The sequence below is a fragment of the Rhodococcus sp. IEGM1339 genome, assembly GCF_050321925.1.
GTDB lineage: Bacteria > Actinomycetota > Actinomycetes > Mycobacteriales > Mycobacteriaceae > Rhodococcus > Rhodococcus pyridinivorans.
Window position 1 is genome coordinate 1 of sequence record NZ_JBNQFT010000024.1, and the last position, 15,319, is coordinate 15,319.

The 15,319-nt window shown below is 68.6% G+C and carries 11 protein-coding genes and 1 pseudogene; 10 read left to right on the forward strand and 2 right to left on the reverse strand.

Going from position 1 to position 15,319, the window contains the following annotated elements:
* Positions 1–251: 251 nt before the first annotated feature.
* Positions 252–954, reverse strand: a pseudogene (locus ACQR3U_RS18995) (hypothetical protein).
* Between the two features lie 168 nt (positions 955–1,122).
* On the opposite strand from ACQR3U_RS18995, the gene ACQR3U_RS19000 reads away from it, so the two are divergent.
* Positions 1,123–2,094, forward strand: a complete 972-nt coding sequence (locus ACQR3U_RS19000) for an LLM class F420-dependent oxidoreductase (RefSeq protein WP_019290753.1) — start codon at positions 1,123–1,125, stop codon at positions 2,092–2,094.
* A gap of 88 nt (positions 2,095–2,182) precedes the next feature.
* Positions 2,183–3,130 carry an alpha/beta fold hydrolase gene (locus tag ACQR3U_RS19005; protein ID WP_019290754.1) on the forward strand — a complete coding sequence of 316 codons (948 nt, stop codon included), beginning with the start codon at positions 2,183–2,185 and terminating at the stop codon, positions 3,128–3,130.
* On the opposite strand, the gene ACQR3U_RS19010 is transcribed toward ACQR3U_RS19005, so the two are convergent.
* A complete protein-coding gene (locus tag ACQR3U_RS19010) occupies positions 3,100–4,275 on the reverse strand; it encodes an MFS transporter (RefSeq protein WP_006551035.1) in 1,176 nt (391 codons plus the stop codon). The genes ACQR3U_RS19005 and ACQR3U_RS19010 overlap by 31 nt on opposite strands.
* Before the next feature lie 141 nt (positions 4,276–4,416).
* Between ACQR3U_RS19010 and ACQR3U_RS19015 the strand changes: the two genes are divergently transcribed.
* From ACQR3U_RS19015 to ACQR3U_RS19050, 8 genes are all read left to right on the forward strand, one after another.
* Positions 4,417–5,814, forward strand: a complete 1,398-nt coding sequence (locus ACQR3U_RS19015; RefSeq protein ID WP_019290755.1) for an amidase — start codon at positions 4,417–4,419, stop codon at positions 5,812–5,814.
* A 21-nt stretch (positions 5,815–5,835) separates the two neighbouring features.
* Entirely contained in the window at positions 5,836–6,939 is a 1,104-nt protein-coding gene (locus tag ACQR3U_RS19020) for an XdhC family protein (RefSeq protein WP_006551033.1), read from the forward strand.
* Positions 6,940–6,993: 54 nt separating this feature from the next.
* Complete coding sequence (locus ACQR3U_RS19025; protein ID WP_019290757.1) at positions 6,994–8,718, forward strand: helix-turn-helix domain-containing protein; 1,725 nt, start codon at positions 6,994–6,996, stop codon at positions 8,716–8,718.
* 177 nt (positions 8,719–8,895) lie between these two features.
* Positions 8,896–10,359: a uracil-xanthine permease family protein gene (locus ACQR3U_RS19030; RefSeq protein ID WP_230811181.1), complete on the forward strand. Its 1,464-nt coding sequence runs from the start codon at positions 8,896–8,898 to the stop codon at positions 10,357–10,359.
* Between the two features lie 87 nt (positions 10,360–10,446).
* Positions 10,447–11,361, forward strand: a complete 915-nt coding sequence (locus tag ACQR3U_RS19035; protein WP_019290758.1) for an FAD binding domain-containing protein — start codon at positions 10,447–10,449, stop codon at positions 11,359–11,361.
* A complete protein-coding gene (locus ACQR3U_RS19040) occupies positions 11,358–12,029 on the forward strand; it encodes a (2Fe-2S)-binding protein (RefSeq protein WP_006551027.1) in 672 nt (223 codons plus the stop codon). The genes ACQR3U_RS19035 and ACQR3U_RS19040 overlap by 4 nt, the downstream gene beginning before the upstream one ends.
* Positions 12,026–14,554 (forward strand): aerobic carbon-monoxide dehydrogenase large subunit, encoded by a 2,529-nt coding sequence (gene cutA / locus ACQR3U_RS19045; protein WP_230811180.1) that lies wholly within the window; start codon positions 12,026–12,028, stop codon positions 14,552–14,554. Before ACQR3U_RS19040 ends, cutA begins: the two co-directional genes overlap by 4 nt.
* Complete coding sequence (locus ACQR3U_RS19050; RefSeq protein WP_230811179.1) at positions 14,551–15,228, forward strand: SRPBCC family protein; 678 nt, start codon at positions 14,551–14,553, stop codon at positions 15,226–15,228. Before cutA ends, ACQR3U_RS19050 begins: the two co-directional genes overlap by 4 nt.
* The last annotated feature ends 91 nt before the right edge of the window (positions 15,229–15,319 follow it).

Here is a 15,319-nt window from a genome sequence, read left to right on the forward strand (position 1 = left end):
ACACCACATCCGACAACCGCCGATCCGAGACCGGCTTCACCCATCCACTCCGAGGCACACCTCATCGTAACGCAAACCCCCCTAACTGAACGGTATTGGATTTAGCCTCAATGCACCGATCGGCTGATGCGGTCGTCGTGACTTCCTTTGCGCACCTTCGGACAGAGTCTGGACACAGCTGACCGCCTGACCGCTCGTGCCGGGTTGTTCCACTGGATCTTTCGTGTCGTAGACAGGCAAGGACGAGCCGGTTAGCCGACGATCGGCCGGTTCCGCCCGAACGCTGTGTCGAACAGGGAGTTCCACGCCGGTTCCCACGGCCCGCGCAGGGGTAGATGCAACGTCAACCGGCGCGCCGACGACGCGATCCGTGCGGGAACCGACACGAGGGTCCGCCGGACAGTTCCGGTGGTTGCCCTGACCGGCTTCGGATCGCCGGTGGCGGCGGCTGCGGCGCGGGTGAGGTTGAACGCCATCACCGCGCAGACCAGCCACGCGGCATTGGCAGTGAACCGAGACGACGGCACACGAGCAAGCGCGGAGTTCTTCAGGTCCGCGTGGACCTGCTCGATGATCGCGTGATGGCGGTGGAGCTTGACGGAGGCGACGGCACCCGAGTTGCCGGACGTGTCCGAAGGTGAAGGTGCGCAGGAACGATCCCAGGGTCGAGGGTGCATACGGACGGTCGAAGAGTGTTCCCATCGCCCCGTGCCGTAGTAGTGCCACGTCGGCGATGCTGTCGGCGCCGGTGATCAATCCTGCGATGAGTGATCCGATCTTGTCGCCGGAGTGCGCACCCTTGTCGATGGGAACGCTGAGATGTTCGTCGGCGAGAGCCTGCAGGCCGCAGTTCTGTGCCAAACCCATGATCGGAACGAGCCCGGCGGCCGACACGAGATTCGCATCGTCGAACCTCGCCGCGGTGACGGGCCGGGAGGTTTCCCCTTCGTCGATCGTCGATCGAAAAACGCGGTGATGCCGCACTCTCCGGACACGGTGGCGAGAGTGGGTGTCGAACACGCCGGACACCGAGGACCGGAGTGGGCGCGGGGCGGGCTCGATCGCCCGGGGCGGGACACGCCCGGATATGACCTGAACCACAGTGTGGCTAGGGTGACGGTCATGACGGAGAACACGACACGACGATGGGGCCTGACCGTCCCGCTCGACGGCATCCCCCTGCCCGACCAGCGACGCATCATCGAAGAGCTCCCCGATCTCGGGTACACGGACGTGTGGTCGTCCGAGGCCGGCGCTGCCGATGCGTTCACCCCGCTGACCCTCGCGAGCGTGTGGGCTCCCGGCCTGCGCCTGGGTACCGCGATCGTCCCCGTCTACACTCGCGGCCCCGCGACGCTGGCCATGTCGGCCGCGAGCCTCGCCGCCGCCGCACCCGGCCGCTTCGTGCTCGGGGTGGGCACCTCCTCCGACGTCATCGTGGAGAAGTGGAACGGCATCCCCTTCGAGGAACCGTTCAAGCGTGCCCGTGACACCCTGCGGTTCCTGCGTGCGGCGCTGGCGGGGGAGAAGGTCTCCGAGAAGTACGACACCTTCGCCGTCGACGGCTTCCGGGCCGGCGTCGTACCCGACCCGGCGCCGCCGGTGCTGCTGGCGGCACTGCGCCCGGGCATGCTGCGTCTGGCCGGGCGTGAGGCCGACGGCGCCATCATCAACTGGCTGTCCGCCGACGACGTCCGCACCGTGGCGCCCTACGTCCACGAGGGCGGCGAGAACAAGGAAATCGTCGCGCGGATCTTCGTGCTCCCCGGCTTCGACACCGAGACCGCCCGCGCCATCGGCCGCCGCATGATCGCCGCCTACATGAACGTCCCCGTCTATCGGGCCTTCCACGAATTCCTCGGCCGTTCGGACGATTTCGCCGGCATGTGGAAGGCGTGGGCGGAAGGCGACCGCAAGGCCGCCCTCGAAGCGATCCCGGACCACGTGGTCGACGCCCTCGTGATCCACGGCGAACCCGAGGCCTGCCGCGAGCATGTGGAGCGCTACGTCGAGGCAGGCGTGACCACCCCGGCCATCGCCCTGGTGCCCTCGGGCGATCCCGCACCGATGATCCGGGCGCTCGCCCCGCGCTGACGACCGGACGTCACGATTCGATGTCGGCGGTTAACGGCACCCGAGGGCGACGCGACAACTCCTGCAGATGCGCTGTGCAGGAGGCGAGATGGCCGAGCCGACGTCGAGTACGGACCCGAACACGATCGCTCGTGTGACCGTGGTTGCCGACGACGGAGTGCCGTTGGCCACCACGGTGACCGGATCGCGGGATGCGGGTCTGACCCTCGTGTGCCTGCACGGCCACTGCCAGGACGCCGCGAGCTGGGATGCCGTCTGCGAATCGGTGGACCTGCCGGGTCTGCGCATCGTCCGCTACGACCAGCGAGGACACGGTCGTTCCGGGACCGGCGACGTCACGGCGTGCACGGTCTCCGGGATGGCCGACGACCTCGACGCGGTGCTCCGGACCCTCGCGCCGGACGGACCGGTGGTGCTGGCGGGATATTCGATGGGCGGCATGGTCGCACTGTCCTACGTCCGTCGTCACCCCGACGCCGTCGGCGACCGCATCGTGGGTGTCGGCCTGTTCGCCACCGCAGCATCGGGGCTCGCGGACGGCGGTATCGGACGCTATCTGCGGCATCCGGCCGCCTTCATCGTGCACCGGGCGGTGTCGCGTGCACCGCGCGTCATGGAGTTGTCGAAACGCGCCGGGGGCCGGGTGTGCACGGTTGCCGCACGCAGGCGCACGGAGGAATCGTGGCTGCGGGTGGTCGGATCGGCGCTGTCGAACGAGACCTCCGTCGTCACCTGGTCGCGACTGCTGGCCGACTTCGCGGTGCTCGACGAGTCCGCCGCCCTCGATGTGCTCGCCAGAGTGCCGGTGGTCGTCGCGGCGGGCACGGAGGACGTCTTCGTGCCCTTGTCGTTGTCGGAGATGATGACGGCGCGGCTGCCGCACGCGAACCTCGTGCGGTTCGTCGGTGCCGGTCACCGCGTGCTCGCCGACCGTCCCGAGGAGGTCGCCGGTGCGCTGTCGGATCTGCTCGAGCAGGTGCGCGTCCAGAGTCCCGTCGGCCTCGCTCAGCGCGAGCCGACGAGGGTCGCTTCCTGATCGGCGAGCAACTTCCGGGGGACGAGCGCGAGCACGAGCAGTGCCACGGCGACCGCGAAGCATGCGACGAACCCGACGTGGGGTGCGGCGAGCGAGATGACGAAGGGCACCGCGAAACCCAGATAGATCAGGCAGTAGAAGACGGCGACGGTCTGCGCCAGCTCGTCCGGCGGAGCGATGTGCTCGACGGTGACGAGACCGGAGACGAGCAGCATGCCGTAACCCCCGCCGAGAAGGACGGCGGTGACGAGGACGGCAAGCACCGATACCGGGCCGTCGACGAGCACTGCGACGCCGGCGGTCACGAAGCCCAGCACACCGAGACCCACCCCCGTCCAGACGCCACGGTCCTCACCGTGCCGGGTGATGCGCCGGGCCACGGGCTGGATCAACGCACCGGTGAGCAGGGTCAGGGCGGCGACCACGCCGGTGAACGCGACGGCCACGCTGTCCACGCGGCCCGAGACGATCGGCGGCATCGTGGCGAACGAGACGGTCGCGCATCCGAAGACCCACGGGGCCCACGGCACGACACCCCAGCGGAAGCGCGGGGACGACAGCGTCGACAGGCGCCACGAGCCCTGCACGGTGCGGGGCCGGTGGGCGTCGGGGACGGTCCACACCAGTACCAGCGCGACCACCATCAGAGCGATGTGCACGAGATAGGGCAGACGGTCGGGGGCGGGCAGCCACTGCGCGATGAGACCGGCGAACAGGGCGCCGCTGCCGAATCCCGCCGACAGTGAGACGGCGGCTCGGCGCGCTCCCACACCTGGACCTTCGCTCAGTTCCTTCATCCACGCGGTGCCTGCTCCGAACGCCATCCCGGATGCCAATCCGGCGAGGACCCGGCCGAGATACAGCAACGCCGGGATATCGGCGCCGAGAAGCAGGACGATCGACGACACGATGCTCACCGGGATCATCGCCCGGATCACCGGACGACGCCCGATCCGGTCGGCCACGCGCCCGAAGTAGAGCAGGGCGGGGATCAACCCGACGATGTAGGAGCCGAGCATCGCGGTGAACGAGTCGCTGCCGAGTCCCAGGTGGTCGCGGTAGACGAGCTGCATCGGAGCGAACTGATTGGCGCCCCAGCTCACCGCGAATACGGCGAACGCGAGACGAGCCCAGGACGGAATCATTCCCCGATCCTCTCAGGCCCGTTCCGGCGGGAAAGTATCAACTCTTCACACCGCGGCGACCGGCTTCCTGTGGAGTGTGGACGTAGGAGGGACCCGGAGCCGGCCATAGCGTTCTCGTCGAACGCAGACCAAGGAGGGCCAGTGGCGGTAGACGGTCGATCCCCGACGCTCGACACCGAGCGCACCGGCACGTGGACCGGCGCCGACGCGCGGTCGATCGCCGCCGTGGTCCGCAACCGCGAGGTCACCGCCCGTCGGGTCGTCGAGGACCATCTCGCCCTGATCGCCGAGCAGAACACGCGCCTCAACGCGATCGTCACCGTCGCGGCGGAGAGTGCCCTCGCCGAGGCCGACGCCCTCGACCGACGCCTCGACCGCGGCGAGGTGGCCGGTCCGCTCGCCGGGGTGCCGTTCACCGTCAAGGACCTCATCGCCACCGCAGGCGTGCGCACGACGGCCGCCTCGAGGGCGCTGGCCGACAACGTCCCCGTCGTCGATGCACCGGCCGTCGCCGCGATGAAGGCGGCCGGCGCGATCCTCGTCGGCAAGACCAACACGCCCGAATTCGGGACCTCCGGGCTCACCGACAACGAGATGTTCGGACCGGCCGTGAACCCGCTCGGCAGCCCCGAGTCGCCGCGCTCACCCGGCGGATCCAGCGGGGGCGAAGCCGCGTCGATCGCGTCGGGCATGAGCGTCCTCGGATTGGGCACCGATTTCGGCGGGTCCGTGCGCTGGCCCGCGCACTGCACCGGCCTGTGCTCGATCCGCCCCACCGTCGGCCGGGTGTCCGCGGACGGCCAGTACCCGGGGGTGCTCGTCGGCGATCATGTACGTGCCAATCCGACGACGGTGCACGGCGCGCTGCAGACCGTCGGGCCCATGACACGGAACCTCGGCGACCTCGTCCTCGCCCTGCGCATGATCTCCGAACCGCACGTCGCGTGGACCGACCCGGAGACCGTCGACGTCGACACGCTGACGATCACCTGGGCGCCCGGGGAGGGCACCGTGCCCGTCGACGACGAGATCGAGGACGTCGTCCGCGAGAGCGCGCGGCGCCTCGGTGCCCGTGAATACCGCGGGTCGGCCCTGGTAGAGGGGAACGAGTTGTTCGGGCGGCTGAGGGCCACCCAGACCCACGCCGACATCGACGCGCTGGCGAGGACCGACCGCTTCGGTGCTGTCATCCGCGACCTGCTGTCCACGGCCGGTCGCGCCGAACATCGGGAGGTGGAGGGCCTCTGGGCGTGGCGCACCGCGCTGATCCATCGCCTGCTCGACGAGATGGGCGACGTGCTGGTGCTGCCGGTCGCGTCCATCGGGGCGCCTCCGCTCAGCGACGATCGTTTCGCTGTCGGCGACCGGCTGCTCACCTGGCAGGAGGCACTGGCGAGCTGCCGCACGATCAGCGTCACCGGCCTCCCGTCCGTCGTCGTCCCTGTCGGGCGGACGAGTGACGGCATGCCCATCGGCGTGCAGGTCGTCGCGCGCCCCTTCCACGACCACGTCGCGCTGGCCGTCGCCGCGCGTCTGTGACACACCGGTAAGGAGACCGCTGTGCGGGACATTCTCGACGAGCTGTCGCGATGGTTCGACGACGGTGAGACGTTCGCGCTCGCAACCGTCGTGCGCACCTGGAAGTCGTCGCCGCGCGAACCCGGCGCCGCGATGGCCGTCTCGCGGTCGGGCGAGGTGGTGGGCAGTGTTTCGGGAGGGTGCATCGAAGGCGCGCTGTACGACATCGCGGGTGACGTGCTCGCCGACGGGCGTGCACGGACCGAGGTCTTCCGCGTCACTGACGACGACGCCTTCGGAGTGGGTCTGACCTGCGGCGGCACCATCGAGGTGTTCGTGCAGCGGGTCGATGCCGCGACCTATCCCGAGTTCCCCGAGGTGGCACGGCGGATCGGGGCTGGAGAGCCGGTCGCCGTCGTTACCGATCGGGAGTCCGCCGACCATCGTGTGGTCACCCTCGACGGGGACGACGGCACCGACGTCGGGGACGAGGTGCGCCTGCGCCTGTCCTACGGCGATTCGGAGGTCTATGTCGACGAGGGGCGTGCGCAGATCGTGGCGATCTTCGCGCCGCGACCGAGGATGTACGTCTTCGGTGCCATCGACTTCGCGTCCGCCCTGTGCACGCTGGGGAAGTTTGCCGGTTACCGCGTGACGGTGATCGACGCCCGGCCCGTCTTCGCGACGCCCGCCCGATTCCCCGACGCCGACGAGGTCGTGGTGGCGTGGCCGCACGTCTTCCTCGAGTCGGCGCCGATCGACCCCACCACGGTCGTCGCGGTGCTCACCCACGACGAGAAGTTCGACATCCCACTGCTCGAACGGGCCCTCCGCTGCGAGGCCGGATACATCGGGGCGATGGGCAGCCGCTCCACGCACGAGCGCCGGGTCGCCCTGTTGCGCGAGGCCGGTCTGTCCGCCGACGAACTGGGACGGCTGCACTCGCCGATCGGACTCGACCTCGGGGCGCGCACCCCGGAGGAAACGGCCGTGTCGATCTTCGCCGAGGTCCTCGTGAGCACGCGCGGTGCCACCGGACGCAGCCTCGCGACACTGCGCGGACCCATCCACCGGGTCCCGGCGGGACGTGCTGCCCGACCTGCGGCTTGTCCGCCTGCGATTGACGGTGTTGCCACAGCCCTCTAATGTCACGTGTCTCCCACGCAGGGGTGAACGACTGGCAGGTGGACGGGTATTGCTGTGACGGTGCGCAAGGCTGAGAAACCGGGGCCCAGCGCAGCCGAACCGGATCGCAGCGCAGCCGAACCGGATCGCAGCGCAGCCGATCCGGAGGACAGCGCAGCGGTCGCATTCGAACCCTGCCCGCTCACGGACGTCGTCTCCTCGGGCTTCCTCGTCGCACCGACGGTGATCGCCGGTGACGTCTCCACGGCGCGAGCCGTCACCGGGGTCGCGGTGATGATGCTCCCCGAGATCGGTCCCTGGTTGCGTCCGGGACTGCTGCTCGTCACCTCCACCACCGTGCTCGCGCGACTCGCCGTGCCGATCGCCGACTTCCTGGCGCGGCTGGACCGGAGCGAGGTCTCGGCTCTGGTGGTCCGACTCGACACCGGACACCCGCTGCCGCAGGGTCTCACGGACGACGTTCCCCTCCCTGTGCTGACGACGCCGGAGGAGGTCGTCGCGGATCACCGTCTCGCGCGGGATCTCCGCGACATGGCCGTCGCTCAGGTGGAAGCGGTCTTCGAGGCGGATCACCTCCGTCGCGGGCTGCTCGAGATCGTCATGGCGGGTGGTGGGCACAGGGCGCTCGCCGAAGGCATCTCGCGCCGGCTCGGCGGGGCGGTTCTGATCACCACGCCCGACGGACGCCAGACCTACAGGGCCGGAAAAGAGTCCGATTTCGCCTGGCTGTCCTCGACGGCGGCTGTCGACGCGACTGGCCGGGTGCGGACCGATTCGATCGAGGGCGGGCTCGGTCTGCACCGATTCGGCAACGAGTACGTGGCGATCGCCGCGATCTCCGCCAATGGCATAGACCACGGCCGGCTCGTGTTCTTCTGTCCCGCACGCGATCTCTCCGCGCCGGATCTGTATCTCGTGGAGCAGGCGGCGACGGTGTGTGCGCTCGTCGTCAGTCGTGAACTCGCAGTGTCGGCGGTCGAGGAGAAGCACCGGGCCAACTTCGTCCGGGACCTGTTGCGCGGCCGCGCCGGTGAACCCGAACAGGTGATCGTGCACGCCCAGATGTTCGGCTGGAATCTCGACCGCCCGGTGGTGGTGGTCGCCGTCGAACCCGATCGCGTGGACGACGATTCCTCGGCGGCACCGGCGCGACTGCCCGTCGTGGAACGGCAGGCCCGCGCGTTCGCGGGTGCGCTCGCCGGCCGCGATTCCGGAGCGTCCGTCACGGCCCTGGCGACCGAGACCGTCGTGCTCATGGGTGAGGGCAGCGACACGATGACCCTCGTGCACGAACTCGTCGCCCAGGTGCGCGGGGCCGGTGGGGGAGGACGTCGCCCGTTCGGTGTGGGGGTCTCGCGTGCGTCGTCGTCCACCGACGACCTGCCGGTGCTCTACGCCCAGGCGCGCACGGCACTCGAAGTGGGGCGCAAGATCTCCGGGCCGTGGGCGGTGACCCATTTCGACGATCTGGGTGTGTACCGGTTGCTGAGCCTCGTCGAGGACACCGAGGAACTCGAGTCGTTCGCGCGCGAGACGCTCAAGGAACTGACCGACGGCACGGCCGAGGCGCAGGACATGTGCCGTACCCTCGAGGTGCTCCTCGCCACCAACATCAACATCGCAGAAGCCGCGCGCCAGTTACATTTTCATTACAACACTCTGCGCTATCGTGTGGCGAAACTCGAAAAGATCCTCGGTCCCTTCACCGAGCAGCCCGAACTGCGGCTGGACCTTTCGCTCGCCCTCAAGATCATCGCGATGCGCGGGATCGATTCCTGACGATCAACCACCGATCTTGCCAATTTCGGAAGGTCGCTCCTGGCAGATTCCTCCCACGCCGGGCCGGAGCTGCTCCGTTAGCGTTTGCGGCTACCGAAGTACACGTGTGATCGGTAACACAGGCGTAACGATCCACGTGAACGCTATCGGCACCCACACTCTGCTGAAAGGTCCGATATGCCCATCTGGACAGTGCACGGAGACGGCAAGAACATAGAACCGGGACAGGTCGTGGCGCCGATGGAGCGCCTGAGTTGGGGCCGCACCATCGGCCTGGGCGGCCAGCACGTGGTGTCGATGTTCGGCGCCACCTTCGTCTTCCCCATCATCATGGGACTCAACCCGCAACTCGCAGTCATGCTTTCGGGCTTCTGCACCCTGTTCTTCCTCGCTGTCGTCAAGGGCCGGATCCCCAGCTATCTCGGTACCTCCGCGGCCTTCGTCGGCGGCATCGCCGCGATCTACGCCCAGGGCGGCTCGCCGTCGGAGGTCACCGGTGCGATCATGGTCTCCGGGCTCGTGCTCGCCGCGATCGGTGTGGTGATCCACTTCCTCGGCGGCTCGCTGGTCTTCAAGATCCTGCCGCCGGTCGTCACCGGCGCGGTGGTCATGCTCATCGGCTTCAACCTGGCGCCGGTGGTGGCCGGTACCTACTGGCCGCAGGATCAGTGGGTCGCGCTGACGGTGATGATCGCGCTGATCGTGGGCAGTGTCGTGCTGCGCGGCTTCCTCGGCCGCGTCGCCATCTTCCTGGCATTGCTGTTCGGCTACGCACTGTCGTGGATCCTCGACCGGATCAGCGGACCGATCACCTCCTACGACGCCGGTGCCGACGCCGTCACCGAACACTTCCGCGTGAACTGGGACGGCGTCGCGTCCGCGCCGTGGTTCGGTCTGCCGCCGTTCACGGACGAAGCCGCCGGTGTCGTCGGCATCCATGCCCCGTCGTTCAGCCTCACCTTCATCGTGCTCGTGCTGCCCGGCGTCATCGCCCTGATCGCGGAGAACGCCGGACACGTCAAAGCGGTCGCCGAGATCACCAAGACCGATCTCGACCCCATGATGGGACGCGCGCTGGCCGGTGACGGTCTCGCCACGGCCCTCGCCACCGGTGTCGGCGGTTCCCCGACGACGACCTACGCGGAGAACATCGGCGTCATGGCCGCGACCCGCGTGTACTCGACGGCCGCCTACGCCGCGGCCGGTGTCATCGCGATGCTCCTCGGCTTCTCCCCGAAGTTCGGCGCGGTCATCTCCGCGACCCCCGGCGGCGTGCTCGGCGGTATCACCGTGGTCCTCTACGGCATCATCGGCCTGCTCGGCGCCAAGATCTGGAAGGAGAACGACGTCGACTTCGGCGACCCGCGCAACCTCATGCCCGTCGCGGCCGGCCTGATCATCGCCATCGGCGACACCAGCCTCGAGTTCACCGACACGTTCTCGCTGAGCGGCATCGCGCTGGGCACCATCGTCGTTATCGGTCTCTACCACCTGTGCCGGGTCATCGCCCCCAAGGACACCGCCCCCAAGGACACCGCCCCCGAGGATCCCGATACCCCCTCCGATCAGGGAGAACCGGTCCGGACGGAGCCCGATCCCGACGGGGAGAGCGGCGCTGGGAGGCTGAAGGAGTTCGCGTGACCTCTATTACATCTGACATGGTCGACCGGTGAGCTTTGTCACTTCTCCACGAAACGCCGATCACACTATGCGGGCAGGATCTGTTCAATGAAACCGTCGCCACTCACCTACCACCGACCGCGGTCGATCGATGAAGCCTGCGAGATCCTCGCGGGGGTCGCGCACGAGGGCAAAGTGCTCGCCGGCGGCCAGTCACTGATTCCACTGCTGTCGATGCGCCTGGCGGCACCGGCTCACCTCGTCGACATCGGCTCGATCCCGCGCCTCGACGCGATCTCCGCTTCACCGGAACTCGGCGTCACCTTCGACGCTCTCACCACCCACACAGCGCTCGAATCCGATTCGACGGTCGCGCAGGTCCAGCCCCTGCTGGGCCGCGCGCTCCGGTTGGTCGCACACCCGACCATCCGCAATCGCGGAACGACCGTGGGATCGATCGTCCACGCCGATCCGTCCGCGGAGATGCCGGCCGTGCTGTCGCTGCTCGGGGGAACGCTCACCGTTCGCTCCGTCCGCGGAGTCCGGCAGATCCCCGCCGCCGAGCTGTTCGCCGGGCCGCTCGAATCGACCCTCGAGGCCGACGAGATCGCCACCAGCGTGACGGTGCCGGCTGCGCGGCCGGGCACCGGCACCGCCATCGACGAGATCGCACGACGCCACGGCGACTACGCACTCGTCGGCGTGGTCGCGCAGGTGGAGGTCGAGGACGGCGCGGTGACGTCCGCCCGGATGACCTACGTCTCCGCGGGAGAACTCGGGCAGGTCGTCGACTACACCGACATCCTGCGCGGAGCCTCGGCGCACGACGAGCGCGACCCGCTCTGGCAGCAGGTCGCGGAGAAGGCACGCGAGACCGTCGAGACGGAGGCGGACATCCACGCCACCGACCGCTACCGGTCGCAGCTGGTGGCGGCACTGACCGGCCGTGTCGGCTTCGCGGCCGCGCAGGACGCGATCCGCGACGACACACGGGTACCGATGCACACGGGAGGAAGTCGATGACGAGCTCGATCCACAAGGGTGGTCGCGATGCCTCGCGGCGGACCGTCGCCGAACAGGTCGACGAGCTGCAGGCGGAGACCGGCGAGCATCACGTCGCCGTGACCTTCACCCTCAACGGCGTGACGCAGACCGTGGTGCTGCCCTCGCGCACGCTGGCATCGGACGCGATCCGTCATCACCTCCGCCAGACCGGGACCCATGTGGGATGCGAGCACGGTGTGTGCGGCGCGTGCACGGTGCTGCTCGACGGCAAGCCGGTGCGGTCGTGCCTCGTGCTCGCTGCGAGCCTAGAGGGCCGCTCGGTGACGACGGTCGAAGGGCTCGTCGAACCGGACGGCACCCTGCATCCCGTGCAGGAGGCGTTCGTCGACTGCCACGGTCTGCAATGCGGTTTCTGCACACCGGGATTCGTCACCACGATCGCCGCCTTCCTCGAGGAGAACCCGTCGCCCACCCACGAGGAGGCGACCGATGCGATCGCCGGCAACCTCTGCCGGTGCACGGGCTACCAGAACATCCGGGCGGCCGTGCTGCGCGCCGCCGAGATCAAGCGCGAACGGTCCGGAGGCTCACCGCTCGGCCCCGACAGCGAGGCGGCACGCGCCTCGCTCGACGCCAAGGTCCGCGGCGCCACCGCTCCGGTCGGAGGAAAGGCAGGACGAGCATGACCAGCGTCTCCGATTCGCCCGTCTCCACCTCGGTCTCGACGAGCACGGCAACCGACCTCGCCCCCGCCGACATCGGTGGTGCCACCGAGTCGGGCAAGTCGTTCGGCAAGCCCATCCCGCGTGTCGAGGACAACCGGCTCGTCAGCGGTAACGGCCGCTATCTCGACGATCTCGGGCACGGCGCGCTCGCCGCGGCCTTCGTCCGGTCGCCGCACGCGCACGCCCGCATCCTCGACATCGCCGTCGATGCGGCTCTCGAACTGCCGGGCGTGCACGCCATCTACACCTACGACGATCTCGAGGCCGACTCGCCCGAGATGGCCGAGAATCTCCCACTGCTCATCCCGCACCCCGCGATCACCGCTCCGCGCAACGGATATCCGCTCGCCAAGGACGAGGTGAACCATGTCGGTGAGGCGATCGTGATGGTCGTGGCCGACAACCGGTACATCGCCGAGGACGCCTGCGCGCTGATCGACATCACCTACCAGGCCCTTCCGGCCGTGGTCGGTGTCGACACCGCACGCAACGCCGAGCACGTCGTCCATCCGGATGTGCCCGACAACGTCGCGGCGCACCTCCAGCACGGGTTCGGCGACATCGAGGCGGAACTCGCCGCGGCACCGCACACGTTGACCCTCGACCTCGAGATCGAACGTTCGGCGTCGATGCCGATGGAGGGCAAGGGCGTCTACGCCCGCTGGGACGACGACGAGAAGGTGCTGACCTTCTGGACGTCCACCCAAACCTCGACGTCCGCCCGTGCTGCGATCGCCGCGCGACTGGGCATGGCGCACAACAAGGTCCATTGCATCGCCCCCGACGTCGGTGGTGGTTTCGGTGTGAAGATCGTCCACCCGTGGCCCGAGGAGGTCATGGTCACCTGGGCCGCCCGCAAGCTGGGGCAGGCCGGGATCTCCAGCGAGGTCAAGTGGGTCGAGGACCGGCGCGAACATTTCATCTCGAGCGCCCACGAGCGCGGGCAGGTCCACGAGGTCACCGTCGGGTTCGACGACGACGGCAGGCTGCTGGCCTTCGACTTCTCGATCTGGCACGACAACGGCGCGTACCTGCCGTACGGAATCATCGTGCTGCTCAACACCTCCACCCAGGTGCTCGGCCCCTACAAACCGCGCGCCTTCCGGGTGGACGCCTATTCGCTGTACACCAACACGGTCATCGTCACGCCCTACCGCGGCGCGGGACGACCCCAGGGCGTGTTCGCAATGGAGCGGGCGATGGACGCCATCGCCAAGCATCTCGGCAAGGATGTCCTCGAGGTCCGCGAGACCAACTTCATCCGCCCCGAGGAGATGCCCTACGACTTCCACCTGATCTTCCAGGACGGCCGTCCCCTCATCTACGACACCGGCGACTACCAGGCCGGAATGGACAAGCTCAAGAAGCTCATCGGCTGGGACGAGTTCGCCGAGTACAAGGAACGTGCCCGCGCCGAGGGCCGCCGCGTCGGAATCGGTGTTGGAGCGTACGTCGAGGGCACGGGACCGGGCCCGTACGAGGGCGCACACGTGCTCATCGAGACCTCGGGCAAGGTCAAGGCCGCCACGGGCCTGACCACCCAGGGCCAGGGACACCAGACCTCCTTCGCGCAGATCGTCGCGGACGATCTCGGTGTGCCGGTCTCCGATGTCGAGATCGTCACCGGCGACACCCGCCGATTCGGGTACGCGGTCGGCACGTTCGCCTCGCGCGGTGCCGTGATGTCCGGATCCGCCTTCCACGTCGCCGCGCAGATGGTGGCGGAGAAGGCGAAGAAGATCGCCGCGGACCACCTCCACGCCGACGTCGCCGATCTCGAACTGCGCGAGGGGCACGTGTGCGTGGTGGGCACCGAACCCGGCGCGGAGGGCACCTCGATCCCACTCGGTGTCGTGGCCGTACTGTCGAACCCGCTCCGCTACGCCTTCGACGACGCATCCCGTCGCGCAACGGGATTCGCGAACGCCGAGACCGACATGTCGGTGCCGCCCGTCCTCGAGGGTGAGCAGCCCGGCCTGGAGGCGACCGGCTACTACTCGCCGCCCACCTCGACGTTCGCGTCGGGAATCCACGCGGCGATCGTCGAGACCGATCCCGTCACCGCCGAGATCCGGGTGCTCCGGTACGCGGTGGTGCACGACTGCGGCAACGTCATCAACCCGCGCATCGTCGAAGGCCAGGTGCAGGGCGCGGTTGCGCAGGGCATCGGCGGCGCACTCTACGAGAAGATCGTCTACGACGAGCACGGGCAGATGCTCAACGCGTCGTACATGGACTTCCTCATGCCCTTCGTGACGGAGATGCCCGACTCTCTCGAGATGGACCACACCGTCACCCCGTCCGCACTCAATCCCCTCGGGATGAAGGGCGCCGGTGAGGCCGGTGTCATCCCGACGTCGGCGGTGATCGCCGCGGCCGTCGAGGACGCGGAGGGTATCCCGATCACCAGCATGCCGATTTCCCCCTCGGAGTTGTTCGAGCTGCGTCTGACCCACGCGGCGTCCCGAAACAAGGAGAACGAATGAGAATCGCCGGTACCGCGCAACTGCAGGCACCTCCCGACGTGGTGTACGACAGCCTGCAGGACGGCCGTGTTCTCGCGGCGACGATCCCGGGCGTGCAGTCGCTCGAGCAGATCAACGACAACCACTACAAGCTGTCCATCACCGCCGGAGTGGCCTCCATCAAGGGCACCTACGACGGGGAAGTGGTTCTGTCGCAGCAGAATCGCCCCGAATCGTTCGTGATGACGGCATCGGGATCCGGTGCCCCGGGAACGGTCAAGGCCGATGTGACGGTGCGTCTCGAAGAACGCGACGGCGGCACCGTGCTCACCTACGACGCGGACGCGGTCGTCGGCGGCATGGTCGGTGGTGTCGGACAACGGATGATCACCGGTGTCGCCAAGAAGATGGCCGGTGTGTTCTTCAACGGCATCGACGGTGTGATCGCCGACGGTCTGCCGGCGGCGCCGAGTGCGGCCGAAGCCGAAGTTGTCGCGGGCGTGAACGGAGCCGAGGCGGCCGAGGTCGCCGAGGGTGCGGGTGTGAAGACCACCGCGCTGCCCGTGGCCGCTGCGTCCGCTGCACCGGTACCGGCCGGAACAACTTCGGTAGCAACCGTTCTGCTGTCCGCGGGAGTGGGCGCCGGTATCGCGCTGGCGGGCGTCGCCCTGGGAGCGATCCTCGCCCGACGCTGACCTTCTCGTCGAATCTCCACGGCACCCCCGGGCCATCACGGCCCGGGGGTGCCGTCGTCTGCAGGTGGCAGGTGCACGAACCCCGAACTCC